Source organism: Ochrobactrum sp. Q0168 (genome assembly GCF_016427605.1).
In the GTDB taxonomy this organism is placed as follows: domain Bacteria; phylum Pseudomonadota; class Alphaproteobacteria; order Rhizobiales; family Rhizobiaceae; genus Brucella.
Map to the genome: position 1 here is coordinate 17291 of NZ_JAELXQ010000013.1, position 24410 is coordinate 41700.

Here is a 24410-nt window from a genome sequence, read left to right on the forward strand (position 1 = left end):
GAGTACGCTGCGCTCCGGGCCTCGGAAATCACCATTTTCGCCTCATCCTGGCCGACATATGCGCCCGCTGGATAGGCTTTTTAGGCGCTTGCCTTATTGAGCAAGGCAATGTCATTTTTGCTGAGCTTCAGTTCCGCCGCGCCGATCAGTTCTCCCAACTGGGTCAGGCGCGTGGCGCTGGCAATCGGGGCGGTGATTGACGGGTGGGCGATCAGCCAGGCAATGGCCACCTGGGCCTGCGTGGCGTCGACACTGCGGGCCACTTCGTCCAGTGCGGCGATGATCCGCGAACCGCGATCCGTCAGATATTTCTCAACCGACTTGCCGCGCGCACTCTGGCCCAGATCGTCGGCAGAGCGGTATTTGCCCGTCAGAAAACCGGCGGCCAGTGCGTAATAGGGAATGACGCCAATTTCGTTGTCGCGGCAGTTCGCTTCCAGCCCATCCTCGAAACCGGCCCGGTCATAGAGATTATAAAGCGGCTGCAAGGTTTCATAGCGCGGGAGGTTGTGTTTCTTCGCGACGTCCAGCGCTTCCGTCAGCCGCTCCGGCGTCAGATTGGAAGCGCCAATAGCGCGCACTTTTCCGGCCTCAATCAGCTCTTTATAAGTGCCGAGCGTATCTTCGAACGGTGTTTCGGGATCATCCCAATGCGACTGGTAAAGATCGATATAGTCGGTTTGCAGCCGCTTGAGGGAGGCGTCGACGGCTTTGCGGATATAGGCGGGGGAAAGGCCTTTTTCGTCGGGCCCCATTTCCGAGCCCACCTTGGTCGCGATAACCACCCTGTCGCGCAGGCCGCGGGATTTCAGCCAGTTGCCGATGATGGTTTCGGATTCGCCGCCGACATTGCCGTTGGCCCAGGCGGAATAGACATCCGCCGTATCGATGAAATTCAGGCCAGCATCGACAAAACGGTCGAGCAGCGAAAACGAAGTCGCTTCATCGACCGTCCATCCAAATACATTGCCGCCGAAACAAAGCGGCGAAACTTTCAGTTCGGTACGTCCGAGCTTCTTATATTCCATGGACCCAATCCCCTTCCTCTGAATGCGAATCAGGTTTGATCCGCCGGGTTCCGATTTCAGGAAGAAGGGGTAAAAGCTCCGGTTAGAGCTTTGGGTCAGCCCATGCCAAGCGCGTCCATATAGAGCTGGAGCATCGCTTCTTCTTCCTGACGTTCATGGTCTTCTTTTTTACGCAGACGAATAATGGTCCTCACGACCTTGCTGTCAAACCCTGAACCCTTCAATTCCGCGTAAACTTCCTTGATATCGTCGGCTATGGTCTTTTTTTCTTCCTCGAGGCGTTCGATGCGCTCGATGAAGGCACGCAACTGGCCGACAGCAATGGTTTGGGCTTCGCTGGTAATGTCGTCGCTCACGCGGCTTCTCCAATTCTTCTCTTGATGGGTGCGAACGGCGCCAAGGCACGGTGTCGCATGTCTGAAATTCTGAACCGGTTTTCCCGCGAGTCGCGGGCAAAATTAAGAGGCTTTTAGACGCCCGGCACGATTTATGGGGTCAAACCCTGTGGAAGGGTGTGGAACACTGTGGAAAAGCGTCGGTTCACGCCACAGTGTCGGTACGCGAGCCGAAGTGCCGGACCTCGTGCATGCCGTCGAGCGTGTTGATCTGCCGCAGCATCGGCGCAAGCCGTTCCGCCCATTCCACTGCTCCGGCCTCGTCGGCGATCAGGTCCTGCCGCACTTCGATCAGCACATGGGCAAAGCCCTTGGCAGTGGCATGACGATACATGGCGTCGTTGCGCAATGCGCCGTCATAGGGCTCATTGTCACCGACCACCAGACCCGGCTCGGCGCGCAGCAGCGTCAGAAGCGGCACGACGGCGCGGTCGTCCTTGTCCCACAGCAGGCCGATCTGCCAGGGGCGGGCCTTGTCCTTCCAGCGCGGTGTGAATGAATGGATCGAGACGATGAAAGGCGCGTGCCTGCTTTCGCGTTCCACGCGAGTACTCATTTCCGTCACAGCCTCATGATAGGGACGGTAGAAACGGGTCAGTCGATCTTCTCGCTCGCCTGCCGACATCGGATAATTGCCGGTAACGACCGCGCCGTCCGATAACTGCATGATGAGCGTCGGGTCATCCTCGCCGCGATTGGGATCGATCAGCAGACGGGAAAAGCCGCCCTGCACCGCCGGCGCCTGAAGGCGGGCCGCGAGCGCCCGCGTCAGGGCTTCGACACCGATGTCATAAGCGATATGACGGTCGAATTCGCTTTCTTCCAGACCCAAACTACCGTATTCGGCAGGCACGTCGCGCCGTGCATGGTCGGCGGTCAGAAGCAGGCCGAGGCGAAAATCGCCTTCGATCCTGTAAACGGGCGAGAATGAAGTAGCTGACGATTTGGCGAACGACACGGAGTGAATTCCCAGGAACAATTCGGGATTGATTTTCATCGGGCGCGGGAAGCTGTTTCAGGTCTGTCATGAGAAAGCCGGGATTGCAACGATCATTCTTTCGTCATGTGCTTTCTTATCGGTGGGACTGCGTTGACATCACCGGCGAAACTGCCGAAAAGAGAGCGACCGAAATGGGATTTCCAGACGTGAAACAAAAGCGATTGCGGGCTGAAGGGGTTCGGCGGATGCGACTTCCACACTTTCTAGCTGTATTTTCCGCTGTATTGCTTGGCGCACTCGGCATGACATCTGTGGAGGCGCGGGCCGATTTCCGCGTATGTAATTCGACGCAGAATCTTGTTGGTGTCTCCATCGGATACCGCGCCAAGACCGGCTGGGTAACGGAAGGCTGGTGGCATATCGAAGGCTCGACCTGCAAAACGCTGATCGAAGGCCCGCTGACGTCGCGCTATTATTATCTCTATGCCGAGGATGCCCAGGGCGATGGCCGCTGGCAGGGCAATGTGAATATGTGCGTCGCGGAAAAGGAATTCCGCATCTCGGGCGTGCAGGATTGCTATGCGCGTGGCTTCCAGCGCAACGGCTTCCAGGAATATGATACCGGGGAACAATCGAGCTGGATGGTTCAGCTTGCAGACGAAACACCGCCGGAAACCCCCACTGTTACAGGAACGAATAGTCAATGAAGCGCAACCGCAAGGTCAAGATTCTCGCAACGCTGGGTCCGGCGTCTGGCGAGGAAGCCGTCATCCGCAAGCTCTTTGAAGCCGGTGCCGATGTTTTCCGCATCAATATGAGCCATGCCGACCATGACCTGATGCGCACCCTCGTGAAGCGCATCCGCAATGTGGAAAAGGCCCTTGGCCGCCCGATCGGCATTCTCGCCGACCTTCAGGGACCGAAGCTGCGTGTCGGCAAGTTCAAGGACGGAAAGGTCGATCTCGTTCCCGGCCAGACCTTCACGCTCGACAATAACGAAGCGCCCGGCGACGAAACCCGTGTCTTCCTCCCGCATCCGGAAATTCTGGAAGCGGTCGAGCCGGGTCACCGCCTGCTCATCGATGACGGCAAGCTGCATCTGGTCGCGGAAGCGACCGACGGCAAGTCCATCCGCTGCAAGGTCGTTTCCGGCACCCGTATTTCCGACCGCAAGGGCGTCAGCCTGCCGGACACCACGCTCGGTGTCGGCGCGCTGACCGAAAAGGACCGCAAGGACCTCGATGCCGTGCTGAAGGAAGAAATCGACTGGGTTGCGCTGTCGTTTATCCAGCGCCCGGAAGATCTAGCCGAAGTGCGCAAGGTATCGCGCGGCAAGGTCGGCATCATGTCGAAGATCGAAAAGCCGCAGGCCGTCACGCGTCTCGATGAGATCATCGAGCTTTCCGATGCCCTGATGGTTGCCCGCGGCGATCTCGGCGTGGAAATGCCGCTTGAAAGCGTTCCTGGCATTCAAAAGCAGATCACCCGCCGCGCGCGCCGCGCTGGCAAGCCGGTCGTCGTGGCGACCCAGATGCTCGAATCGATGATCACCGCGCCGGTGCCGACCCGCGCCGAAGTGTCGGACGTTGCAACGGCTGTGTTCGAAGGTGCGGACGCCATCATGCTGTCGGCTGAATCGGCATCGGGCCAGTATCCGGTCGAAGCCGTCGCCACCATGAACCGCATTGCCGAACAGGTTGAGCAGGAACAGACCTATTCGACCATCATTGATGCGCAGCGCGCAGCACCTGAGCCAACCGGCGCCGATGCGATTTCGCTTGCGGCCCGCCAGATTGCCGAAACGCTGAAGCTCTCGGCCATCGTCACCTACACCGCTTCCGGCACCACCGGCCTGCGTGCCGCCCGCGAGCGTCCGCGCACGCCGATCATTGCGCTGTCGCCGGTTGTCGATACTGCCCGCAAGCTCTCGCTCGTCTGGGGCCTGCATTGCGTCGTGACTGCCGATGCCCACGATCTGGAAGATATGGTCGATCACGCCTGCCAGATCGTCTTCGAAGAAGAGTTCGGCAAGGTCGGCTCGCGCATCATCATCACCGCCGGTGTGCCTTTCGGTACGCCAGGTGCGACCAACATGCTGCGCATCGCCTATATAGGCGCCGACGGAAAGTCCGGCGTCTAAACTGGCGATATTCGGGCTCTGGTGGCCTGCAAATGGCACGTCTTTGAGCTTCCGGTGCTCATGTACCCTTAAGTACATTCCGCTCCGGGTCTCAAAGCCCCACCATTTTCGGCACACCATCATCCCGAATCTCATCCAGTTTTGGGTGCTCATCCGCATAAGTTAGAAAAACGCGCTCCTCTCGGGGCGCGTTTTGCTTTGCGGGATAGTTTTGTTTGGAGATCAGCACTGCAGCTGCAAATTCGTCAGGCCGCGGCGAAACGAGTGATTTTCGAGCACCGGAGCGAAGCGTACTTGAACGTACGTGAGCACCGGAGCGCAGGAAATTGCTCGTTGCAGACCGGCATCACGAATTTGCAACTGGAGTGTTAAGTGCGCGTATCGGCCAGCTCATCGGCCAGTTCGCTGAAATTCTTCTGGGCGTCGCGCATCATCGGATAAACGATCAGCGCCTGCTCATAAGCCTTCATCGCCTGCTCCTTGAGGCCTCGGGCGCGCAGAATTGCTGCCATGCCCGTCAGGGCGCCGTAATGGCGTGGTTCCAGCTCCAGCGTGTGATTAATGTCGACCATGGCATGGGCATAGTCTTTTTGCAGGAAATAGACGGTCGCGCGGCGGTTCCATGCTTCCGCATAATCCGGATTGAGCGCGATGGCTTCATTCAGGAAATCGAGCGCCGCCGCATAGCGGTGCTCCAGCATGGCGGCATTCGCCCATTGCACCAGAAGGTCGATGGTGGCGCTGCCGGATTGCGACCAGAGCGTATTGATCTGCGATGCGATGCGCCGCGCCTTGGCCTCGTCCGTCGTTTTGCGCAATTCCGCAAACAGCTTGTCGAGGCGCTCTTCCGGCGTCTGGGGCTCGGCGGCTTTGGCAGGAGCCTGTTGCTCTGCGGAAGGCTTCTGCTCGCTGTCTGCGCCAATCTGTACGGGCGTGAGCGGAGCGATCAACGGGGCGTTCCGGGGCGCCTTATCGGGCGTTATCTCGGCGCGCGCGCCGTGAATGGTCAAGGTCGCCGCGCTGAATGCAGCAACCGTCGCAAAAATCTTCAGACATGCAAAAACGTTCCGCATATGCACAGATTTCCCTATGCAATGCGGAACGTCAAATGCAAAATCAAAAATAAGATTAGCCCTGACGAGCCTTGTAGCGCGGCGCGGTCTTATTGATGATGTAAACGCGGCCCTTGCGGCGGACCAGCTGGCAGTCGCGATGACGGCCCTTAAGCGCTTTAAGCGAGTTCTTGATCTTCATGTCAATCACCGGTCTGGTTGGCCCATCGACATGAATAACGCCGCCGGGCTTCATAAAAACAGCGCCCAAGGCGCCAATTGATTACAGACACGGGATATGTGCCTGAAGGGTTGGCCGAAATACACAAGGTTTCGGGTAAATGTCAACTCCTGCGCGGCAGATTCACGGGCGAGGGGCCGAAAATCTTGTCGCAGCGAGCGGAGTCTTCAGGAATCGTCAAGATTCCCGACAAAGCCTAGCTGGCGCGGGGCTTGATATGGGTCACATGCCCCATTTTCCGGCCTTCGCGAGCTTCCTTTTTGCCGTAGAGATGCAGCACGGCATTGGGTTCTGAGAGAATCGCTGGCACCTTGTCGACATCGTTGCCGATCAGGTTTTCCATCACGCAATCGGAATGCCTGCCCGTATTGCCAAGCGGTAGTCCGGCCACGGCGCGGATATGCTGTTCAAACTGCGAGATCGCGCAGGCGGCTTCCGTCCAGTGGCCGGAATTGTGCACACGCGGCGCAAATTCATTGGCGAGCAGCGAACCATCCTTGAGGACGAAGAATTCCAGCCCCAAAACGCCGACATAATCCAGCGCGTGCAAAAGCTTCTCTGCGGCCTGCCGCGCCGCATCGGCTGTCTGTGGCGTGACGCGAGCCGGAACGGTCGAGGTCGAGAGAATGCCGTCCTTGTGCACGTTTTCGGCGATATCGTAGATAGCGACGTTGCCGCTGCGGTCACGCGCGGCGATGACCGAAACTTCACGCTCGAAATCGACAAAGCCTTCGAGGATGGCCGGGGCTTTGTTGATGGCGGTCAGTGCGTCATGGGCTGCCCTTTCGTCCAGTGACGTCAGGCGCACCTGTCCCTTGCCGTCATAGCCGAGGCGGCGCGTCTTGAGGATGCCGCGTTCGCCAAGCGCACCGAGCGCTGCAATCAGCGTTTCCTCGTCATCGACCAGACGCCAGGGCGCGGTTTCAATGCCGCTTTCATTGAGGAACTGCTTTTCGTTGAAGCGATCCTGCGAAATTTCCAGCGCTGCTGGCGGCGGCAGGACGATTGCGGTCTCGGCCAGCTTGTCTGCGGCGCTGACCGGCACGTTTTCGAATTCATAGGTTATGACATCGGAAGCAGCGGCGAGGTCTGCCAGCGCTTTCGGATCGTCATAGGCGGCGACGATCTGGCGGTTTGCAACCTGTGCCGCCGGGCAATCTGCCTGCGGCTCGAGAATGACCGTCTGGAAGCCGAGGCGCGCTGCGGCCATGGCAAGCATGCGGCCCAATTGTCCGCCGCCGATAATGCCGATCGTTGCCCTGGATTGAAGTGCGGATTTTTCCATATCAGACCTCATTGGTAGGACGTTCAGCCACGCTCTCGGTCTGGGCCCTGCGCCACTCGTCGAGACGCGCTGCAAGGGCGTCGTCGTGGAGCGCGAGAACTGCAGCGGCGAGCAGGGCGGCATTGACGGCGCCGGCGCGTCCGATGGCCAGCGTGCCGACGGGGATCCCAGCCGGCATCTGCACGATGGACAGGAGCGAATCCTGACCCGACATCGTCTTCGACTGGACCGGCACGCCGAAGACGGGCAGCGGCGTCATGGCGGCGGTCATGCCGGGGAGATGCGCGGCACCGCCTGCACCGGCAATCACCACCTTGAAGCCTTCGGCCTTCGCGCCCTTGGCGAAAGCGACCAGCCGATCCGGGGTGCGGTGCGCAGAAACGATACGGGCGTCAAAGCCGATACCCAGCGCCTCCAGCGTGTCTGCGGCATGGCGCATGGTTTCCCAATCAGACTGGCTGCCCATGATAATGGCGACGTCGGCTGTAACGCTCATTGATCTGTCCTGCTCCGTTTCATGCGTTCGCGGATGAGATAGTGCGTGGTTAAAAATGATAAAGCCGGGCGGACCCCGGCTTTGCTTTCGATATGAGGCGCAATCAGGCGATGATGTCAGGAATGACCTGATCTTCCATTTCCTGAAGCTTGTCCTTGATCGCGAGTTTTTTCTTCTTCATGCGCTGGACGCGCAACTGGTCGCAGCCGACAGCGATCATCGCATTGATGGCTGCATCGAAATCCGCATGTTCCTGTTTCAGACGTGCGACGGCCAACCTGATCTCGGCCTGTTCCTGATCGGACATGCGAACCCCATTCTGTTGAATAGTTTTACGGGCTGCGCCGAACCTCGATCGAGGCACCGCACAAGCCCGTTTCGGGCGAAGCCCTTATCACATTTTTCGCGATTGGAAAATGCTACCACGACAAAATCGACTTTGCACCAAACTCGTGCCAAACTGTCATGGTTCTGTCATGGACGGCGGCTGTCGAAGGCGACAAATCAAAACCGCATCCTTGGCAGCCGGGACTGCGTGTCTGGCCCGGATAAACAGGAGGTGTGCCGGGCGTTCATGCAGTGAAGCAAATGGAGCAACAGCACCTGCCACAAATGGTTGGTCTGGCTGTCCCATTATCGTGTGGAAATCAACCAAGGAGAACTGATGATGGCTATCGAGTCCCATCTTGCCACGCTTGAAAAGAAGCATGGCGCTCTGGAGCAGGAAATTTCCGATGCTTTGGCGTCACCGGCAATGGATGATCTTCACGTTGCGTCTCTCAAGCGCAAGAAGCTTATGCTGAAGGACCAGATTGAGAAGCTTAGATCTCAGGTAACGCGTCACTGACGCGAGCGCCCATCTGGCGCATGGACAGGGAAGCCGTAAAGGCGCTTCAAGTCATTTCATATCGGACGTGAAACGGATCGGCGAAAGCCGGGTGTTGTTGCGACCTGATATCGCTTTGAGCATATCGGCCAGAACGGTCGAATGGCGGTAGCGCCTTTAACGGCTGCATCTGAGGCTAGAGTTGGCGGCTGAGCCTCAGCCGCCGAACATTTTGATTTATATATTTTTATTGGCTTATTACAGCGCTTTCGCGCTTGGCGCGACCCGACTTATCAAATCAGCTTTCTGCCTCAGCTCTCGGATCGAGGTTCATTGCTTCCGGCGTTGCACCCCGTTCAGAAGGCATGCTCTTGAACTGATCTTTTTCTTCTTTCGGCACTGCGGCACGCTGGCGCGAACGGAACAGCGCGTATCCGGTAATGGAAATATGCGCGAGCATGGTGATGGCAAAGAGCCCCGACGGCCAGAATATATCCATGGCGGCTGCGGCCAGAAGCGGGCCGAGCATGGTGCCGAAGCCGTAGAGCAGCAGCAGGCCGCTGGAGACCTTCACAAAGCTCTCCGCTGTTGCATGGTCGTTGGCGTGTGCCACGGCGACCGGATAGAGCGCATAGGCAAGTGCGCCATAACAGCCCGTCATGACGATGATGACGGATCCGCTGGTCGGCCCGACGAGGAATGCGACGAGGCCGACGAGGGCTGCCAGCGCCGCGACGCCTGCTAGCACAAAACGGCGGTCTACCAGATCGGAAATGCGCCCGATGGGTATTTGCATCAAAGCGCCTGCTGCGATGGTCACACTGACCATGAGGGCAATTTCAGCGGTCGATATGCCCGATTTCGCACCGAACACAGCGCCAAGCGTGCCCCATGCGCCGTTGGCGATGCCAATGAGTATGCAACCGACGAAAGCGGCGGGGGAATTGCGGTAAAGCGCCTTGAGATCGAGCTGGACTTCAGTGAGCGGTCTCGGACTGACCGCTGTTGAAATGGCGGTTGGTATGAGCGCCAGACAGAAGAGGATGCCGCAGATCATGAACAGATGGTCGGAACGCACATCGCCGCTTGCAACCAGCATCTGGCCCGTCATCGTAGCCCCGTAATTGACCATCATATAGAGGCCGAAAATCCTGCCGCGCGATTCATTGGTGGCGCGCTCGTTGAGCCAGCTTTCGATGACCATGAAGGCGCCTGCCATCGAGAAGCCGGTGAAGGCGCGCAGGATCACCCATATGGTCGCATCGACGAAGATACCGGAAAGAAGCGCGATGACCGCCGCCGATGCGGCAAAGCAGCCGAAAGCGCGCACATGACCGACACGGCGTACAAGGCGCGGGGCGAAAAGACAGCCTGCCACGAAGCCGCCCGCCCAGGTGGTACCCAGCATGCCGAGTGATGCGACCGAGAAACCTTCTGCACCGCCGCGCAAGGGCAAAAGCAACCCATGCAGACCCGATGCCATCAGGAGAAAGGCTGTGCCACAGAGAAGGGACAGGACCTGAATGTAAACGCGCACAACGACATTCCTATGTGATTGCCCCGCATGGATGCCGGGGATTTATGGAAGCCGCTGGCATGGCTTCCATTGGCATTTTCAGCGAAACAAAGCTTCGGCCGCAGCGCGGCTGTCGCCTTTCTTCAGTCTCTGGGCTTTCAGACGCTCGATTTCCGATTGCAGCAGGACAATGCGCTGATCGATCTCCGCGACTGAAAGCAGCGACAGTTCATCTTCGCTGAGCACCGCGCTGTCACGTGGCTTTATCGCATCTTCTTCGAAACCGCTCATGGCCTTCCTCCGTGGTCAATGATGGCTTAGTCACCGAGAAAAGATTTAACACCTTGAATCTTCGCATATATATTTGGGAAAATCGATTACGATTTCTCTAACGGAATTGCGTGTGTCCCAGATCGGACCGAGATCAGAGCTTATGTGAGGCATTTCTGCGACGGTACGAAGCTGTTTACGGGGCCCAAGATTCCGGCTGCGTTCGAACAGGAGTTTTGATGATGATGGCCGATTTACCTTCCCGGATGACTGCAATCGAGATATCCGAACCGGGTGGCCCGCATATGTTGCGACCCGTTCAGCGATCCATGCCGGAACCGGGAGAGGGGCAGGTGCTGGTGCGTGTGCGGGCTGCGGGTGTCAATCGCCCGGACGTCCTGCAGCGTCAGGGAAGCTATGCGCCGCCGCCCGGCGCCTCCGATATTCCGGGGCTGGAGATTGCAGGCGATATCGTTGCGCTCGGTGCGGGCGTGAAGCGCTTCAAGAAGGGCGATCAGGTCGTGGCGCTGCTGCCCGGCGGCGGCTATGCCGAATATGCCGTGGTGCATGAAACCAATGCGCTGCCGCTGCCTTCCGGCTATGGCTATATCGAGGCTGCGGCCATCCCCGAGACCTTCTTCACTGTCTGGCACAATGTGTTTCAACGCGGTGGGCTGACGGCGGGGGAGACCCTGCTGATCCATGGCGGTTCGTCGGGTATCGGCACGACTGCTATCCAGCTGGGCAAGGCGTTTGGTGCCAAGGTCATTGTGACCGCCGGATCCAAGGACAAATGCGATGCCTGCGTGAAGCTTGGTGCCGATCACGCGATCAATTACCGCGACGAGGATTTCGTTACTGCCGTCAAGGAGCTGACTGGCGGCAAGGGCGCCGATGTCATTCTCGACATGGTGGGCGGCGATTATGTCGATCGCAATTATAAGGTTGCCGCCGAAGATGGCCGCATCGTGCAGATCGCCTTTTTGAACGGCGCCAAGGCAACCGCCAATTTCGCGCTGCTGATGACCAAGCGTCTGACCCATACCGGCTCGACCTTGCGTGCCCGCCCGGTCGAATTCAAGGCGGGCCTCGCACGCGAACTGGAGGCAAAAGTCTGGCCGCTTCTGGCAACGCGCCGCGTTGCGCCGGTGATGGACATGATCTTTTCCCTGAAGGATGCCTGGCGCGCGCATGAGCGCATGGAAGAGGGGAGAAATATCGGCAAGATCGTGCTCGACATCGCGTGAGAGTTTCGGCTCTGACAGCCTGCAAATGGCGTGGTTCTGCGCTTCCGGTGCTCACGTACCCAAACGTACGCTCCGCTCCGGTTCTCGAACCCCACCATTCTCGGCTCGTCATAGCCGCAATCGGGAAATCACGCACAGATTGTTGTGACGGCTTCAGCGCATTCTTGCTCTGTAGCCAAAAAACCTATATATAGGCCGTGATTTCCCGGAAATTGTGGTTTTTTCCACGTCCCGCGCCACCGGAGCGGACGAACAGAAGGATTATATCTAATGGCCACCCAGCTTCTTATGCCGAAGGCAACGGCCGTCTGGCTTGTCGATAATACGGCTCTGTCGTTTGATCAGATTGCAGCTTTCTGCAAACTGCATCCGCTGGAAGTGAAGGCGATTGCCGATGGCGAAGCCTCGCAGGGTATCAAGGGTCTCGATCCGGTCATTACAGGGCAGCTTTCGCGCGAGGAAATCGCGAAGGGCGAAAAAGACCAGTATTACCGTCTGAAGCTTGCTGACCCGAAGGTTCGCGTTCCCGAAGCCAAGCGCAAGGGCCCACGCTACACGCCGCTGTCGAAGCGTCAGGATCGTCCGAACGCGATTCTCTGGCTGGTGCGCAATCATCCCGAGCTGAAGGATGCGCAGATTTCGCGCCTGATCGGCACGACCAAGTCGACCATCGAACAGATTCGCAATCGTTCGCATTGGAACTCGGCCAATCTGACGGCGATGGACCCGGTCACGCTCGGCCTTTGCTCGCAGATCGATCTCGACATCGAAGTCGAACGCGCAGCGCGCAACCGTCCGGCTGCACCGGAATCCGACAGCACCTTGCTGCCAGCTTCGGCAACGGAAAACTTCGACTATCGCGACGAACAGCCTGCGGAAGAAGAACTCGACGCGGACAAGGTTTTCGCCAAGCTCTCGTCCCTCAAGGGGTCGAACACCGACGAAGACGAAGAATAATCTTCGTAACGAACGATCAAAAACCCCGCCGAACCGGCGGGTTTTTTATTGAGCTGCGTTTCAGTCTTTAAATGCGTTGTATTCGCTCATTTCCATCAGGCGGTAGAAATCAGCCAGTGTCTTGCCGCGCTCGGCCCGAAACCGGCGGCCAGCCTCGCTTGCCTCCACAATGCGGTCCGTGCGAAAAGTGCGGAAGGCGTTGCGCAGCTCGCACCAGCCGATGACAGTCCACACCTTGCCCCAGAACCACAGGCCCAGCGGGCGAATATCGCGTTCGCTCTCGCGGGCTTCGAGATCGCGATAGCGGATGTTGAGCACGCAGCTTTCGTCCACTGCGCGCTCCACAGCGTCGATGATGCGGCGCTCATCAATGCTGATTCTGGCCGTAGGGGCATGGATCTGCGTGCCGGTGATGCGCGCACGCTCTTCCTTGGGCAGCACAGCTTCGATCTTGACGAGCGCTTCTTCGGCGCCGCGCGCCATGGATACGCCGCCCCAGGCGCGGATGAGGCGCGCACCCGCCACCAGCGCGACGATTTCATCACGCGTGAACATCAGGGGCGGCAGCTCGAAACCCTGCCGCAATATATAGCCGACACCGGCCTCGCCATCGATCGGAACGCCGGTCGATTGCAGGTCGGATATGTCGCGATAAATGGTTCGCTCGGAGACTTCCAGCCGTTCGGCAAGCTGGCGCGCGGTGACAAGCCTGCCGCCGCGCAGGTGCTGAACGATCTGGAAAAGACGGTCTGCTCTGCGCATTCCGGTGTCACTCTCCGTTGCAATATTGTGTCTTGCGCTGTTCCAGATAGCGATCCGGCCAGCCCAAATCCTTGCGCAGATCTTTTGGTAAACCGTCCAGTGCGCGCTGGGTGCGGACAAAACGGCGACGCTCATCATGCCTGCGCCGGTATTCCTTCAAGATTGCGATCAGCGGTGCGATTGCGAGTGCCATAGTTCATCTCCCTCATCCTTGGGGAAACACTATCGCACACCCCTCCTGACAGCTTTCTGTCAGGAGCAAAGCGATATTATTATGTCGCTAATATATAGAGCATTTCCAGCAAAAGTGCGTAGCGGTTTTGCGTAGGATAATGCGCAACAAAAAGAGCTAGAGCTGTTGGAAGATTCCGTTTTAACAAGAACCGCTCTCGCTGCTGCAACACGAGCGCCGCAAGCGGTTACGGTTTGAAGGGTGGTTTGGCCATATAGCTGAGCGGCAGGCGACCGCCATCGGCATAGATGGTCTGACCGGTGATATAGCTGGCGTCCGGCGATGCGAGAAACGAGGCGATGGATGCGATTTCCGTCGGCTCCCCGATTCGGCCAAGCGGCGTGCGCGACAGGATCGTCTTTCGCGCCTCGGCATCCGTATTCACTGCTGACAGCATATCGGTCTGTATCGAGCCGGGGCCGATCGCGTTGACGCGGATGCCCCATTTCGCGAGCGCTACGGCCATGGTTCGCGTCAGCTGGCTGAGCCCGCCCTTGGAGACGGAATAGGCAAGTTGGTCCGGCAGTCCGAAAATGGCGTTGACCGACGACATATTGATGATCGTGCCTGCTTCGCCGCCCGCTTCCACACGCGCGACCATGCGTTTGGCGACTGCCTGCCCGCACAGGAATGCGCCCTTCAGATTGACGCGCATGACGCGGTCGAAATCCTCTTCCTTGAGGTCGAGAAAATCGGCCTTGTGGACGATACCGGCATTGTTGACGAGAATATCGATCTCGCCAAGATTGGTGACGGTAAAGGTCAGCAGATTATGGATATCGAGCTTGTCGCCGACATCCGCCGCCATGGCGCGCACATCGCCGAATTGTTCGAGGTCTTTGACCGCCTGCAAGGTGGCCGTGTTGTCGATATCCGACAGAACGACGCTGGCGCCGTCCATGAGGAAGCGTTTTGCGATGGCATAACCGATACCGCGGGCAGCACCGGTGACGATGGCTACCTTGCCTTCAAGCTGCATGGTCTGTTCTCCGTTTCGCGCGGAGAGTGGACCGGCGAAAACCGCCGGTCAAGAGTTTGGGTCTGATGCCGCTCCCGAGCTCAGGCGAAGGCCATGCCGATGTGACGTTCGCGCAGGATCGTGCTGATTTCATCGAGAACCGCCGGATCTTCGATGGTGGCGGGCATTTTCCACGGCTCGCCATCGGCGATCTTCTGGATCGTCGAGCGCAGGATCTTGCCGGAGCGGGTCTTGGGCAGACGCTTCACGGTCAGGGCCAGCCGGAAGGCGGCGACCGGGCCGATTGCGTCGCGGATCATGGCTACGCATTCCTTTTCGACCTCGCGCGTGTCGCGGTCGATGTTGGATTTCAGCACCAGAAACCCGCAAGGCGCCTGACCCTTGACCGGATCGGAAATGCCCAGCACCGCGCATTCCGCCACATCGGGATGACCGGAAAGAACTTCTTCCATCGCGCCCGTCGACAGGCGATGGCCCGCGACGTTGATGATGTCGTCGGTGCGGCTCATGATGTAGAGATAGCCGTCGCTATCCATATATCCGGCATCGGCGGTTTTATAATAGCCGGGGAACTCCGCGAGATAGGCTTTCTTAAAGCGCTCATCGGCGTTCCACAGCGTTGGCAGGCAGCCGGGCGGCAGCGGCAGCTTGATCAGGATATTGCCGAGCTGTCCGCGTTCGACCTCATGGCCTTCATCATCCAGCACGCGGATATCGTAGCCCGGAAGGCAGACAGCTGGCGATCCATATTTCGTTTCCAGAAGGCCGAGACCGAGCGGATTGGCGACCATGGGCCAGCCGCTTTCGGTCTGCCACCAGTGATCGAGCACCGGGCGTCCGATCAGCTTTTCCGCCCAATGGATTGTGTCGGGATCAGCGCGTTCGCCCGCCAGAAACAGCGCGCGGAACTTCGAGAGGTCATATTTGCGGACGTAATGTCCGTCGGCATCTTCCTTCTTGATGGCGCGCAGTGCTGTGGGGGCTGTAAACATCACCTCCACGCCGTGCTCTGCGATGATGCGCCAATAGGTGCCCGCATCCGGCGTGCCGATGGGCTTGCCTTCGAACAGGATCGTCGTGGCGCCTGCCAGCAGCGGCGCATAGACGATGTAGGAGTGACCGACCACCCAGCCGACATCCGAGGCGGCCCAGAAAACCTGTCCCGGCTCCACGCCGAAGACGTGTTTGAGCGACCAGGCCAGCGCCACCATGTGCCCGCCATTGTCGCGCACCACGCCCTTTGGCTCGCCGGTGGTGCCGGACGTATAGAGCACATAAAGAGGATCGGTCGCGGCCACGGGCGTGCAGGGCACGTGACGACCGCGCGCCGCGTCGACAGCGGTTTTGTAATCGATATCGCGCCCGTCGACTGGGGCATGCGCATATTGTTCGCGCTGCAGGATGATGCAATGGCCGACCTTGTGATGGGCGGTCGCAATAGCCTTGTCGAGCATGTCCTGATACGGCACCACGCGCGTCGGCTCGATGCCGCAGGAACCGGCGATGATCATCACCGGCTTGGCATCGTCGATGCGGGTTGCGAGTTCGTTGGCGGCGAAACCGCCGAAGACGACGGAATGCACGGCGCCGATGCGCGCCGATGCAAGCATGGCGATGGCAGCTTCGGGCACCATAGGCATGTAGATCAGGATGCGGTCACCCTTTGTCACGCCGTTATCGAGCATGACGGCGGAAAGCGCCTCCACTTCCTCCAGCAATTCGCTATAGGTGAATTTGCGCACTTGGCCGGTGACGGGGCTTTCATAGATCAGCGCCAGCTGATTGCCGCGTCCATTGGCGACGTGACGGTCGAGCGCATTGTAGCAGGTGTTGCATTCCGCGCCGGTGAACCAGCGGCCATAGACGCCTTCGTCGCCTGCAAAAACCTGATCCCATGGCTTGAACCAGTCGATCGCGTCTGCGGCTTCCGCCCAGAAACGTTCAGGATCGGCCTGCCATGCGGCATAGGTTTCGGCATATTTCGAAGTCATGCTTTTCCTCCCAGAAACACACACCCGACACGGCCCGCAAGGCGGACGTCCATGGTGCGATTTTTTATCAGATGTTAGCGCGAGCCCGGCCTCCTCAGACCAGCATCCTCCGGATGTCTCCGGTGCGCTTTCATCTCCTCCATCCTTAATTTACGCCGAGCCGTGAAGCTTCGTCCATGGGACTTAAGATGAAGATTGCAACATAAAGCAGCGGCATTTTGAGGGCGCAGCAATTGAGCGGGAATGGCTTGCAGCTTGCGTATGGCTGCGGCACAAGGGCAAGAGAGAGGTGTCGCCGTGACCAAAATTTTGCCTGTGCTGCTTGTCCTATTGATGGGACTGCACATCATCAAACCGCTCGGGCTGCCGGGATTGAAGCGGCGCGGCGATTTCTGGAAAATTGCCGTCATCGCCATATTTGTCATGGCGCTCGCCGTGGGATTTCATTTCCGCGAATCATGAAAAGGCCCGGCCTAAACCGGGCTTTTCCTTGTATCGCTGGTCTTGAAACAGATCAGGCAGCTTGTTCGAGTTCTTTTTTCCAGCCGCCGGTTGCGGCAAGGCCGTTCATGCGGGCGCGGTGCGTGAAGGCGCGCTGACCGGCAGCGACATTCTCCGGCTTGCCGCCCCATGCTTCAAGGGCTGCCGCCTGCAGGGCGCGTCCATAAGAGAAAGTCATTTTCCAGGGCATGTCATAAGTGGCATTCATGGCCGAGAGATGCGCCGTGGCCTCTTCGCCCGTCTGTCCTCCAGACAAGAAAGCGATGCCTGGAACTGCGGCGGGAACGGTGTTCAGGAAGCACCGCACGGTCTTTTCTGCCACGTCCTCGACCGAAGCCTTGCGGGCATTTTTTCCGTCGATGACCATGTTCGGCTTTAGGATCATGCCTTCGAGCCTGACGCGGGCGTCATAGAGCTCGGCAAAGACCGTCTTCAGCACCAGTTCGGTCACTTCATAGCAGCGGTCGATGGTGTGATCGCCCGGTTTGCCATCCATCAAAACTTCCGGCTCGACAATCGGCACGATGCCAGCTTCCTGACAAAGCGCTGCATAGCGTGCCAGCGCCTGTGCATTCTGCCTGACCGCACCCCATGACGGCAGAGTGTCGGAGATTGAGAGGACGCCGCGCCATTTGGCAAAGCGTGCGCCGAGGCCGTAATATTCGTTCAGGCGTTCGCGCAGGCCGTCCAGACCTTCGGTGATGGTTTCACCGGGGAAACCGGCAAGCGGTTTCGCGCCAGCATCAACCTTGATACCCGGAATCGAACCTGCACTGCGGATGATCTCGGTCAGCGGCGTGCCGTTCTTGGCTTTCTGACGGATGGTCTCATCGTAAAGAATGACACCGGATATATAGTTCTTCATCGCATCATCGGCGCGGAACAGCATCTCGCGGTAATCGCGGCGCGTCTCTTCGGTGGACGTCAGATTGATCGAACCGAAACGCTTCTCGATGGTTCCGGAGCTTTCATCAGCCGCCAGAATGCCCTTTCCGGAAGCGACCAGAGCAATCGCAATATCTTCAAGACGTTCGGTCATTCGTAAGCTCCTCTTCAGAACCGGCCGACTGGAGTTGGTCTCAGTCGGCATCGGAAATTGATGACTTATCGCCGATGGCAGAAGTGTCCGGTAAAAAGATGGCAGGGGCAACTGCTTGAAACGATTGAAATTTTTTTAAACGATTTAGACTGAACAAGTTTTCTTCTCGCCAGTCGAAACACGCTGGTTCTTGTTTTTACGGTGAGGGGTTTCATCTCGGCGACAAGACCCCATGTAACAATAACCTGCCGTTCTCATCGCCCAACGCCTCCGAGGAGAAGACATGCGCGCCCCTCTCTACCTGCTATTTGCTCTCGCCGCATCGGTGGCATCTGTTCCGGTGCATTCCGCCTGGTCCGCCAGCATTAATGCGGGCGACCGCGAAGCCAAGGCTGAGGCGCCTTTCACCGTCACAAGCATTGCCGAATTCAACACGCCATGGGCAATCGCCTTCCTATCTGATGGCCGTCTCGTCGTGACGGAAAAACCCGGAGAGATTTTCATTGTCACCCAGACAGGTAAAAAGACCGAAGTGGCGGGCGTGCCGAAGGTTGCCTTTGGCGGACAGAACGGTCTGCTCGACATAGAGCCTGCGCCGGATTTCGCGAAGAGCAAGGGGCTTTATTTCACCTATAACGAACCTGCAGAAGGCGGCAGCAGCGTGGTGCTGGCGCGGGCGAGACTGGCGCAAAGCGGCGGCAACGCTACGCTTGAAGACGTGACCATGCTGTGGAAGCAGGACGTGGTCGGCAAGGGCGGTCAGCCGGGTGGCAAGATTGCCTTTGCGCCGGACGGCAAGCATCTGTTCCTTTCGGTCGGCGATCGTATGCAGCCTGCGACCGCACAGAATGACAAGGCCCCGATGGGCAAGATTCTGCGCATGAATCTGGATGGGTCCGTGCCGCAGGACAATCCCTATGCGAATGAGGGCGGCATTCGCGGCCTGACCTGGACGACCGGTCACCGCAATCCTTATGGGCTGGCCTTCGCGCCCGATGGCAAGCTGTGGGAACACGAGATGGGGCCGCGCGGCGGCGATGAGTTCAATCTGATCAAGCCCGGCCTCAGTTATGGCTGGCCGCTGGTTTCCAACGGCGACAATTATAGCGGCAGGCCGATCCCGCGCCACAGCACCCGCCCGGAATTCGAAGCGCCGCTGCTTTACTGGACGCCGGTGATCTCACCGGGCGGTCTGGCGTTTTACAAGGGCGACTTGTTCAAGCAGTGGAACGGTTCGGCCCTGATTGCCGGTCTTTCATCCATGGCTCTGGTGCGGGTTACAATCGATGGCAAAGGCCAGCCGGATGAAGCCGAGCGCTTCGATATGGGCAATCGCATCCGCGATGTGGCCGTTGGTCCAGATGGCGCGATCTGGCTGATCGAAGATGATAATCCCGGACGCCTTCTGAAATTGACGCCGAAAACTTAAAATGAAAAGGCCCCGTTTCCGGGGCCTTTGATTTATTTCTTCAACACGTCGACGCCCGGAAGTGGCTTGCCTTCCATCCATTCGAGGAAAGCGCCGCCTGCGGTCGAGATATAGGTGAAGTCGTCGGCCACACCGGCATGGTTCAGCGCTGCGACCGTATCGCCGCCGCCGCCGACCGAAACAAGCTTGCCAGCCTTGGTGCGGGCCGCGACGTGTTTTGCGGTCTTGACTGTCGCGGTGTCGAACGGGCGCAGCTCGAAAGCGCCGAGCGGGCCGTTCCAGATCAGCGTTGCCGCATCGTCGATGGCCGAAGCGATCAAATCGGTCGACAATGCGCCTGCATCAAGGATCATGCCGTCGCTTGGCACGGCATCGACTCCATAGGTCTTGTTTGGCGTATCGGCGGCAAAATGCCAGCCCACAACCGCATCGACCGGCAGGATGATGGCGCATTTGGTGGTTTCGGCCTTGGCCATGATTTCACGCGCCGTATGGGCGAGATCATGTTCGCAGAGCGATTTGCCGACATCGTGGCCCTGTGCGGCGAGGAAGGTGTTGGCCATGCCGCCGCCGATCACCAGCGCATCGACTTTTTCGATGAGATTCGACAGGAGGTCGAGCTTGGTCGAAACCTTGGCGCCGCCGACAATGGCGACAACCGGACGGGCCGGATTGCCGAGGCCTTTTTCCAGTGCTTCAAGTTCAGCCTGCATGGCGCGACCGGCAAAGGCGGGCAGCACATGGGCCAGACCTTCGGTCGAAGCATGGGCGCGGTGGGCAGCCGAGAAGGCGTCATTGACATAGAGATCGCCATTGGCGGCCAGCGCCTTGACGAATTCCGGATCGTTCTTTTCTTCGCCCTTGTGGAAACGGGTGTTTTCCAGCAGCAGAACGTCACCGTCGTTTAGCGCATCCACAGCGGCCTTGGCCTTATCGCCGATGCTGTCTTCCGCGAAGTGAACGTTGTGACCGAGCACCTTGGCGAGCGGCTTCACGACATGCTTCAGCGAATTTTCGTCGGACGCAACGCCTTTCGGACGACCGAAATGGGCGAGCAGAATGACCTTGGCACCCTTCTTCGACAGTTCGGCAATCGTTGGAACGATGCGCTCGATGCGGGTGAGGTCGGTCACCTGTCCGTCGGCCATCGGCACATTGAGGTCGACGCGGACCAGAACGCGTTTGGATTTGACGTCGGCATCATCAAGGGTACGGAAAGCCATGTATCTTCTCTCGGTTTTTCTCGGGAAATGAAAACGCCTCTCCACTTTGGAGAGGCGTTGTCCGTACTTAGATCAGCTTGCCGAGAGCGACGGCGGTGTCGCCCATACGGTTGGAGAAGCCCCATTCATTGTCGTACCACGACAGGATACGAACCATGGTGCCGTCCATGACCTTGGTCTGGTCCATGTGGAAGACCGAGGAATGCGGATCGTGGTTGAAGTCGTGCGAAACCAGCGGCTCGTCCGTGTAGCCGAGGATGCCGTTCAGGCGGCCATTGGCGGCAGCGCGGATCGCGTCGTTGATTTCCTGCACGGTGGTCGAACGCTTGGCAATGAAGGTCAGGTCAACGACCGAGACATTCGGGGTCGGCACGCGGATGGCGACGCCGTCCAGCTTGCCCTTCAGTTCCGGCAGAACGAGACCCACAGCCTTGGCGGCGCCCGTCGAGGTCGGGATCATGGAGAGCGCTGCCGCGCGGGCGCGGTAGAGATCCTTGTGCATGGTGTCCAGCGTCGGCTGGTCGCCCGTATAGGAGTGGATCGTGGTCATGAAGCCCTTTTCGATGCCGATGGCATCGTTGAGGACCTGTGCCACCGGCGCAAGGCAGTTGGTGGTGCATGACGCGTTGGAGATGACCTGATGGTCCTTGGTGAGCTTGTCGTGGTTGACGCCATAAACGACCGTCAGGTCGGCGCCGTCGGCAGGAGCCGAAACGATGACGCGCTTGGCACCAGCTTCCAGATGCATTGCTGCCTTGTCACGCGCGGTGAAGATGCCGGTGCATTCGAGCGCGATGTCGACGCCTTCTTCCTTCCACGGCAGTTCGGTCGGGTTGCGAACGGCGTGCACCTTGATCGGACCATAGCCCACATCGATAGTGTCGCCCGCGACCTTGACTTCCTTGGGGAAACGGCCATGGACGCTGTCATAGCGCAGAAGATGCGCATTGGTTTCCACCGGGCCGAGATCGTTGATCGCGACGACCTGAATGTCGGTGCGGCCCGATTCCACGATGGCGCGGAGAACATTGCGGCCAATGCGGCCAAAACCGTTGATTGCGACGCGGACTGCCATTTTCTGTAAATCTCCCGATAGGATAGCGCACTTGCAGTGCTTCATAATTCAGCCGGTGAGGGCTACCGGCCTGAATAGTTGAGACTGGAAACATAAACGCCGGCGTTTTTCAGACGCCGGCGTTCAAAAATCATGCTGCGGCGTTGAGCTTCTTTTCCGCGGCTTCAGCGGCGTGTTCCGCCGTGATGCCGAAATGCTTGTAGAGATCGTTGATCTCGCCGGAAGCACCGAAGCCCTTCATGCCGATGAATATGCCGTCTTCGCCGATGAAGCGTTCCCAGCCGAGCGAGATTGCCGCTTCGATGGCAAGCTTGACCGGCGCGTTGCCGATGGTTGCCTGCTTGTAGGCGTCGCTCTGGCCTTCGAACAGTTCGAAGCACGGCACCGAAACGACGCGCGTGGCAATGCCCTTGCCTTCGAGAAGGTCGCGGGCCTTGAGCGCGATTTCCACTTCAGAGCCGGTGGCGAAGATCGTCACCTTGGCGTCGTCGCTGGCGGTCGCCAGTTCGTAAGCGCCGTAGGCGGAGAGGTTTTCGTCACGATGCTCGGTGCGAACCACCGGCAGGTTCTGACGGGTCAGAGCCAGCGTGGACGGGGTCTTGGTCGAATGTAGTGCGATCTGCCAGCACTCCGCCGTTTCCACAGCGTCAGCCGGGCGGAAGACATTGTGGTTCGGAATGGCGCGCAGTGCCGCCAGATGCTCAACCGGCTGGTGGGTCGGACCATCTTCACCCAGACCGATGGAATCATGCGTCATGACATAGATGACGCGGATGCCCATCAGCGAGGACAGACGCATGGCCGGACGCGCATAATCCGAGAAGGTCAGGAAGGTGCCGGAATAAGGGATCAGGCCGCCATGCAGCGTAATACCGTTCATGGCAGCCGACATGCCGAGTTCGCGGATGCCGTAATGGACATAACGGCCGCCGTAGTTTTCCGGCGTCACTGCCTTGGTCTGGCTGGTCTTGGTGTTATTCGAACCGGTGAGATCGGCAGAGCCGCCAATGGTTTCCGGTACGACGCCGTTGATGACTTCCAGCGCCATTTCCGAAGACTTACGGGTGGCGACCTTCGGCTTTTCAGCAGAAAGCTTCTTTTTGTATTCGACGATGGCCGCATCGAAACCAGCAGGCAGATCGCCACGCATGCGGCGTTCGAATTCGGCGCGGGTTTCCGGATCGGCGGCGGCGAAGCGCTTTTCCCATTCCTGGCGCTTCTTGGCGGCGTTGAGGCCAGCCACGCGCCATGCGTCCAGAACTTCAGCCGGAACGACGAAAGGTTCTGCCGACCAGCCAAGCGCCTTGCGGGTGGCTGCGATTTCTTCAGCGCCGAGCGGAGAGCCATGCACCTTGTTGGTGCCAGCCTTGTTCGGTGCGCCAAAACCGATGGTCGTCTTGCAGGCGATCAGGGTCGGCTTGTCGGAAACCTTGGCCAGCTCGATCGCCTTGGCGATGGCGTCCTGATCGTGGCCGTCAACGGCCAGCGTGTTCCAGCCGGAAGCGGCGAAACGGGCAGGCTGGTTGGTGTTGTCGGTAATCGAGATCGGGCCGTCGATGGAAATGTTGTTGTCGTCCCAGAAGGCGATCAGCTTGTTGAGCTTGAGGTGACCGGCCAGCGAGATGGCTTCCTGGCTGATGCCTTCCATGAGGCAGCCGTCCCCGACGAGGACATAGGTGTAGTGGTTGACGAGGCTGTCGCCGAACTGTGCGTTCAGGATGCGTTCGGAGAGCGCCATGCCAACGGCATTGGCAATGCCCTGACCGAGCGGGCCGGTCGTCGTTTCGATACCGGCAGCATGGCCGTATTCCGGGTGACCGGCGGTACGCGAGCCGAGCTGGCGGAAATTCTTGATTTCATCAATGGTGATGTCTTCGTAGCCCGAAAGATAGAGCAGCGAATAAAGCAGCATCGAGCCGTGACCGGCGGACAGCACGAAACGGTCGCGATCCGGCCAATGCGGATTCTGCGGGTCGTGCGAAAGGAAGCGGGTATAAAGCGTCGTCGCTATGTCAGCTGCGCCCATCGGCAGGCCGGGATGGCCGGAATTGGCTTTCTCAACCGCGTCCATCGAGAGGAAGCGGATGGCGTTGGCCAACTGGTTTTGTTTGTCGGAATTGCTCATGGTCTCAGCCGTCTTTCCATGGGAGGGTTTAACGGGGTTGCGGCGATGCCTTTTGGCTGGGCACGAATGGCGCCGAAAAGCGTCCTGCGTTTTTCGGGTCCGTACTTCAGAAGGCACCGGGACACATAGCACCTGCGTATGAGGAGTCAATAAATGCGTGACTTTTGGGTAATAAACTGTCTGCGACTAATCGATTGAGTTCTGTGGAAAGCAGCGTCGTAATCGCTCAAAAGCCATTTTTGCACCGATTAACGGTGCATGAAAGCTCACATGAACACCTCATTTGTTGCTTATCCGGCGGTCGATTATTACAATCTTTTCAAAGAGGCCTGTCCGGCAGACGCGATTCGATGCCGTTAATGAGGCATCAGAAAGGACATGGATGGCACCCGAAGCGACCCTCAGGCAAGTTCTGGAACGGCTGGAAAAAGCACTCAACACGCTCGAAAGCGCGGTTGATCTGCGGCTGGACAAGGAAGGCGATTTCGCCGAAGCCGAGGAAGAGGTGCAGCGCATGAATGCTGACCGCAGCCGTCTCGCTCAGGAACTCGACCAGTCCGAAGCCCGTGCTGAACGGCTTGAAGCTGCCAACCGCGAAGTGTCGCGGCGCCTTGTCACGGCGATGGAAACCATCCGCGCCGTTCTGGATCGATAGGAGGCT

Annotated in this window: 26 protein-coding genes; 8 read left to right on the forward strand and 18 right to left on the reverse strand. The window is 58.8% G+C overall.

What is annotated here, in order from left to right; translation table 11 throughout:
• Positions 1-80: 80 nt before the first annotated feature.
• From JAU75_RS18170 to JAU75_RS18180, 3 genes are all read right to left on the reverse strand, one after another.
• Positions 81-1028 carry an aldo/keto reductase gene (locus JAU75_RS18170; protein WP_199057880.1) on the reverse strand — a complete coding sequence of 316 codons (948 nt, stop codon included), beginning with the start codon at positions 1026-1028 and terminating at the stop codon, positions 81-83.
• Between the two features lie 95 nt (positions 1029-1123).
• A complete protein-coding gene (locus tag JAU75_RS18175; protein ID WP_061348000.1) occupies positions 1124-1384 on the reverse strand; it encodes a DUF2312 domain-containing protein in 261 nt (86 codons plus the stop codon).
• 184 nt (positions 1385-1568) lie between these two features.
• A complete protein-coding gene (locus JAU75_RS18180; protein WP_199057881.1) occupies positions 1569-2420 on the reverse strand; it encodes an N-formylglutamate amidohydrolase in 852 nt (283 codons plus the stop codon).
• A 188-nt stretch (positions 2421-2608) separates the two neighbouring features.
• On the opposite strand from JAU75_RS18180, the gene JAU75_RS18185 reads away from it, so the two are divergent.
• Together JAU75_RS18185 and pyk are read left to right on the forward strand one after the other, a co-directional pair.
• A complete protein-coding gene (locus JAU75_RS18185) occupies positions 2609-3070 on the forward strand; it encodes a DUF1036 domain-containing protein (protein ID WP_109369779.1) in 462 nt (153 codons plus the stop codon).
• Positions 3067-4503 (forward strand): pyruvate kinase, encoded by a 1437-nt coding sequence (gene pyk, locus JAU75_RS18190; protein ID WP_199057882.1) that lies wholly within the window; start codon positions 3067-3069, stop codon positions 4501-4503. Before JAU75_RS18185 ends, pyk begins: the two co-directional genes overlap by 4 nt.
• 368 nt (positions 4504-4871) lie before the next feature.
• Here the strand turns inward: pyk and JAU75_RS18195 are convergent, their stop codons facing one another.
• The 5 genes from JAU75_RS18195 to JAU75_RS18215 all read right to left on the reverse strand — a co-directional run bounded on the left by JAU75_RS18195 (position 4872) and on the right by JAU75_RS18215 (position 7884).
• Positions 4872-5582 (reverse strand): 2-hydroxy-6-oxo-2,4-heptadienoate hydrolase, encoded by a 711-nt coding sequence (locus tag JAU75_RS18195; RefSeq protein WP_371836203.1) that lies wholly within the window; start codon positions 5580-5582, stop codon positions 4872-4874.
• 49 nt (positions 5583-5631) lie between these two features.
• Positions 5632-5757, reverse strand: a complete 126-nt coding sequence (gene ykgO, locus JAU75_RS18200; protein WP_010661422.1) for a type B 50S ribosomal protein L36 — start codon at positions 5755-5757, stop codon at positions 5632-5634.
• Between the two features lie 235 nt (positions 5758-5992).
• Positions 5993-7081 (reverse strand): 5-(carboxyamino)imidazole ribonucleotide synthase, encoded by a 1089-nt coding sequence (locus JAU75_RS18205; protein ID WP_199057883.1) that lies wholly within the window; start codon positions 7079-7081, stop codon positions 5993-5995.
• 1 nt (position 7082) lies between these two features.
• Positions 7083-7577 carry a 5-(carboxyamino)imidazole ribonucleotide mutase gene (gene purE / locus JAU75_RS18210; RefSeq protein ID WP_199057884.1) on the reverse strand — a complete coding sequence of 165 codons (495 nt, stop codon included), beginning with the start codon at positions 7575-7577 and terminating at the stop codon, positions 7083-7085.
• 103 nt (positions 7578-7680) lie between these two features.
• A complete protein-coding gene (locus JAU75_RS18215) occupies positions 7681-7884 on the reverse strand; it encodes a YdcH family protein (RefSeq protein ID WP_078339590.1) in 204 nt (67 codons plus the stop codon).
• A 357-nt stretch (positions 7885-8241) separates the two neighbouring features.
• Between JAU75_RS18215 and JAU75_RS18220 the strand changes: the two genes are divergently transcribed.
• On the forward strand, positions 8242-8424 hold the full coding sequence (locus tag JAU75_RS18220; protein WP_171058804.1) for a YdcH family protein: 183 nt from the start codon (positions 8242-8244) through the stop codon (positions 8422-8424).
• A 277-nt stretch (positions 8425-8701) separates the two neighbouring features.
• Here the strand turns inward: JAU75_RS18220 and JAU75_RS18225 are convergent, their stop codons facing one another.
• Both JAU75_RS18225 and JAU75_RS18230 read right to left on the reverse strand, forming a co-directional pair.
• Entirely contained in the window at positions 8702-9940 is a 1239-nt protein-coding gene (locus JAU75_RS18225) for an MFS transporter (protein ID WP_199057885.1), read from the reverse strand.
• Between the two features lie 78 nt (positions 9941-10018).
• A complete protein-coding gene (locus tag JAU75_RS18230) occupies positions 10019-10210 on the reverse strand; it encodes a DUF1192 domain-containing protein (RefSeq protein WP_199057886.1) in 192 nt (63 codons plus the stop codon).
• A gap of 221 nt (positions 10211-10431) precedes the next feature.
• Here JAU75_RS18230 and JAU75_RS18235 point away from each other — a divergent pair, with 221 nt between their 5' ends.
• Together JAU75_RS18235 and JAU75_RS18240 are read left to right on the forward strand one after the other, a co-directional pair.
• Entirely contained in the window at positions 10432-11436 is a 1005-nt protein-coding gene (locus JAU75_RS18235; RefSeq protein WP_199057887.1) for an NAD(P)H-quinone oxidoreductase, read from the forward strand.
• 270 nt (positions 11437-11706) lie between these two features.
• Complete coding sequence (locus JAU75_RS18240) at positions 11707-12393, forward strand: DUF1013 domain-containing protein (RefSeq protein ID WP_199057888.1); 687 nt, start codon at positions 11707-11709, stop codon at positions 12391-12393.
• Positions 12394-12453: 60 nt separating this feature from the next.
• Here the strand turns inward: JAU75_RS18240 and JAU75_RS18245 are convergent, their stop codons facing one another.
• The 4 genes from JAU75_RS18245 to JAU75_RS18260 all read right to left on the reverse strand — a co-directional run bounded on the left by JAU75_RS18245 (position 12454) and on the right by JAU75_RS18260 (position 16357).
• Entirely contained in the window at positions 12454-13155 is a 702-nt protein-coding gene (locus JAU75_RS18245; RefSeq protein ID WP_138786421.1) for a YafY family protein, read from the reverse strand.
• 7 nt (positions 13156-13162) lie between these two features.
• Positions 13163-13348, reverse strand: coding sequence for a hypothetical protein (locus JAU75_RS18250; RefSeq protein ID WP_199057889.1), 186 nt, complete (start codon positions 13346-13348; stop codon positions 13163-13165).
• Positions 13349-13574: 226 nt separating this feature from the next.
• On the reverse strand, positions 13575-14366 hold the full coding sequence (locus JAU75_RS18255) for a 3-oxoacyl-ACP reductase family protein (RefSeq protein WP_199057890.1): 792 nt from the start codon (positions 14364-14366) through the stop codon (positions 13575-13577).
• Between the two features lie 80 nt (positions 14367-14446).
• The gene (locus JAU75_RS18260) at positions 14447-16357 is read right to left on the reverse strand and encodes a propionyl-CoA synthetase (protein ID WP_199057891.1); all 1911 of its coding nucleotides are present in this window, start codon (positions 16355-16357) and stop codon (positions 14447-14449) included.
• A gap of 261 nt (positions 16358-16618) precedes the next feature.
• Between JAU75_RS18260 and JAU75_RS18265 the strand changes: the two genes are divergently transcribed.
• Entirely contained in the window at positions 16619-16819 is a 201-nt protein-coding gene (locus JAU75_RS18265) for a hypothetical protein (RefSeq protein ID WP_247880538.1), read from the forward strand.
• A gap of 52 nt (positions 16820-16871) precedes the next feature.
• On the opposite strand, the gene JAU75_RS18270 is transcribed toward JAU75_RS18265, so the two are convergent.
• Positions 16872-17897: a class I fructose-bisphosphate aldolase gene (locus JAU75_RS18270; RefSeq protein WP_199057893.1), complete on the reverse strand. Its 1026-nt coding sequence runs from the start codon at positions 17895-17897 to the stop codon at positions 16872-16874.
• A 283-nt stretch (positions 17898-18180) separates the two neighbouring features.
• Between JAU75_RS18270 and JAU75_RS18275 the strand changes: the two genes are divergently transcribed.
• On the forward strand, positions 18181-19326 hold the full coding sequence (locus JAU75_RS18275) for a PQQ-dependent sugar dehydrogenase (protein ID WP_199057894.1): 1146 nt from the start codon (positions 18181-18183) through the stop codon (positions 19324-19326).
• Positions 19327-19358: 32 nt separating this feature from the next.
• Here JAU75_RS18275 and pgk read toward each other — a convergent pair whose 3' ends face one another.
• The 3 genes from pgk to tkt all read right to left on the reverse strand — a co-directional run bounded on the left by pgk (position 19359) and on the right by tkt (position 23749).
• Positions 19359-20549, reverse strand: a complete 1191-nt coding sequence (gene pgk, locus JAU75_RS18280; RefSeq protein WP_199057895.1) for a phosphoglycerate kinase — start codon at positions 20547-20549, stop codon at positions 19359-19361.
• A gap of 67 nt (positions 20550-20616) precedes the next feature.
• Entirely contained in the window at positions 20617-21624 is a 1008-nt protein-coding gene (gene gap, locus JAU75_RS18285) for a type I glyceraldehyde-3-phosphate dehydrogenase (RefSeq protein ID WP_199057896.1), read from the reverse strand.
• Positions 21625-21754: 130 nt separating this feature from the next.
• Entirely contained in the window at positions 21755-23749 is a 1995-nt protein-coding gene (gene tkt / locus JAU75_RS18290) for a transketolase (RefSeq protein WP_199057897.1), read from the reverse strand.
• Between the two features lie 382 nt (positions 23750-24131).
• Here tkt and JAU75_RS18295 point away from each other — a divergent pair, with 382 nt between their 5' ends.
• The gene (locus tag JAU75_RS18295) at positions 24132-24404 is read left to right on the forward strand and encodes a DUF4164 domain-containing protein (protein WP_199057898.1); all 273 of its coding nucleotides are present in this window, start codon (positions 24132-24134) and stop codon (positions 24402-24404) included.
• Positions 24405-24410 lie beyond the last annotated feature (6 nt).

Excerpts from the sequence above, each read along its gene's own strand:
- JAU75_RS18275 (WP_199057894.1), top strand. The coding sequence starts at position 18,181 with ATGCGCGCCCCTCTCTACCTGCTATTTGCTCTCGCCGCATCGGTGGCA.
- purE (WP_199057884.1), bottom strand. The coding sequence starts at position 7,577 with ATGAGCGTTACAGCCGACGTCGCCATTATCATGGGCAGCCAGTCTGAT.
- JAU75_RS18250 (WP_199057889.1), bottom strand. The coding sequence starts at position 13,348 with ATGGCACTCGCAATCGCACCGCTGATCGCAATCTTGAAGGAATACCGG.
- ykgO (WP_010661422.1), bottom strand. The coding sequence starts at position 5,757 with ATGAAGATCAAGAACTCGCTTAAAGCGCTTAAGGGCCGTCATCGCGAC.
- pgk (WP_199057895.1), bottom strand. The coding sequence starts at position 20,549 with ATGGCTTTCCGTACCCTTGATGATGCCGACGTCAAATCCAAACGCGTT.
- tkt (WP_199057897.1), bottom strand. The coding sequence starts at position 23,749 with ATGAGCAATTCCGACAAACAAAACCAGTTGGCCAACGCCATCCGCTTC.
- JAU75_RS18215 (WP_078339590.1), bottom strand. The coding sequence starts at position 7,884 with ATGTCCGATCAGGAACAGGCCGAGATCAGGTTGGCCGTCGCACGTCTG.
- JAU75_RS18265 (WP_247880538.1), top strand. The coding sequence starts at position 16,619 with ATGGCTGCGGCACAAGGGCAAGAGAGAGGTGTCGCCGTGACCAAAATT.
- JAU75_RS18185 (WP_109369779.1), top strand. The coding sequence starts at position 2,609 with ATGCGACTTCCACACTTTCTAGCTGTATTTTCCGCTGTATTGCTTGGC.
- JAU75_RS18295 (WP_199057898.1), top strand. The coding sequence starts at position 24,132 with ATGGCACCCGAAGCGACCCTCAGGCAAGTTCTGGAACGGCTGGAAAAA.
- JAU75_RS18180 (WP_199057881.1), bottom strand. The coding sequence starts at position 2,420 with ATGAAAATCAATCCCGAATTGTTCCTGGGAATTCACTCCGTGTCGTTC.
- JAU75_RS18260 (WP_199057891.1), bottom strand. The coding sequence starts at position 16,357 with ATGACTTCGAAATATGCCGAAACCTATGCCGCATGGCAGGCCGATCCT.
- JAU75_RS18170 (WP_199057880.1), bottom strand. The coding sequence starts at position 1,028 with ATGGAATATAAGAAGCTCGGACGTACCGAACTGAAAGTTTCGCCGCTT.
- JAU75_RS18245 (WP_138786421.1), bottom strand. The coding sequence starts at position 13,155 with ATGCGCAGAGCAGACCGTCTTTTCCAGATCGTTCAGCACCTGCGCGGC.
- JAU75_RS18205 (WP_199057883.1), bottom strand. The coding sequence starts at position 7,081 with ATGGAAAAATCCGCACTTCAATCCAGGGCAACGATCGGCATTATCGGC.
- pyk (WP_199057882.1), top strand. The coding sequence starts at position 3,067 with ATGAAGCGCAACCGCAAGGTCAAGATTCTCGCAACGCTGGGTCCGGCG.
- JAU75_RS18255 (WP_199057890.1), bottom strand. The coding sequence starts at position 14,366 with ATGCAGCTTGAAGGCAAGGTAGCCATCGTCACCGGTGCTGCCCGCGGT.
- JAU75_RS18270 (WP_199057893.1), bottom strand. The coding sequence starts at position 17,897 with ATGACCGAACGTCTTGAAGATATTGCGATTGCTCTGGTCGCTTCCGGA.
- gap (WP_199057896.1), bottom strand. The coding sequence starts at position 21,624 with ATGGCAGTCCGCGTCGCAATCAACGGTTTTGGCCGCATTGGCCGCAAT.
- JAU75_RS18235 (WP_199057887.1), top strand. The coding sequence starts at position 10,432 with ATGATGGCCGATTTACCTTCCCGGATGACTGCAATCGAGATATCCGAA.
- JAU75_RS18220 (WP_171058804.1), top strand. The coding sequence starts at position 8,242 with ATGATGGCTATCGAGTCCCATCTTGCCACGCTTGAAAAGAAGCATGGC.
- JAU75_RS18240 (WP_199057888.1), top strand. The coding sequence starts at position 11,707 with ATGGCCACCCAGCTTCTTATGCCGAAGGCAACGGCCGTCTGGCTTGTC.
- JAU75_RS18230 (WP_199057886.1), bottom strand. The coding sequence starts at position 10,210 with ATGAGCGGTTTCGAAGAAGATGCGATAAAGCCACGTGACAGCGCGGTG.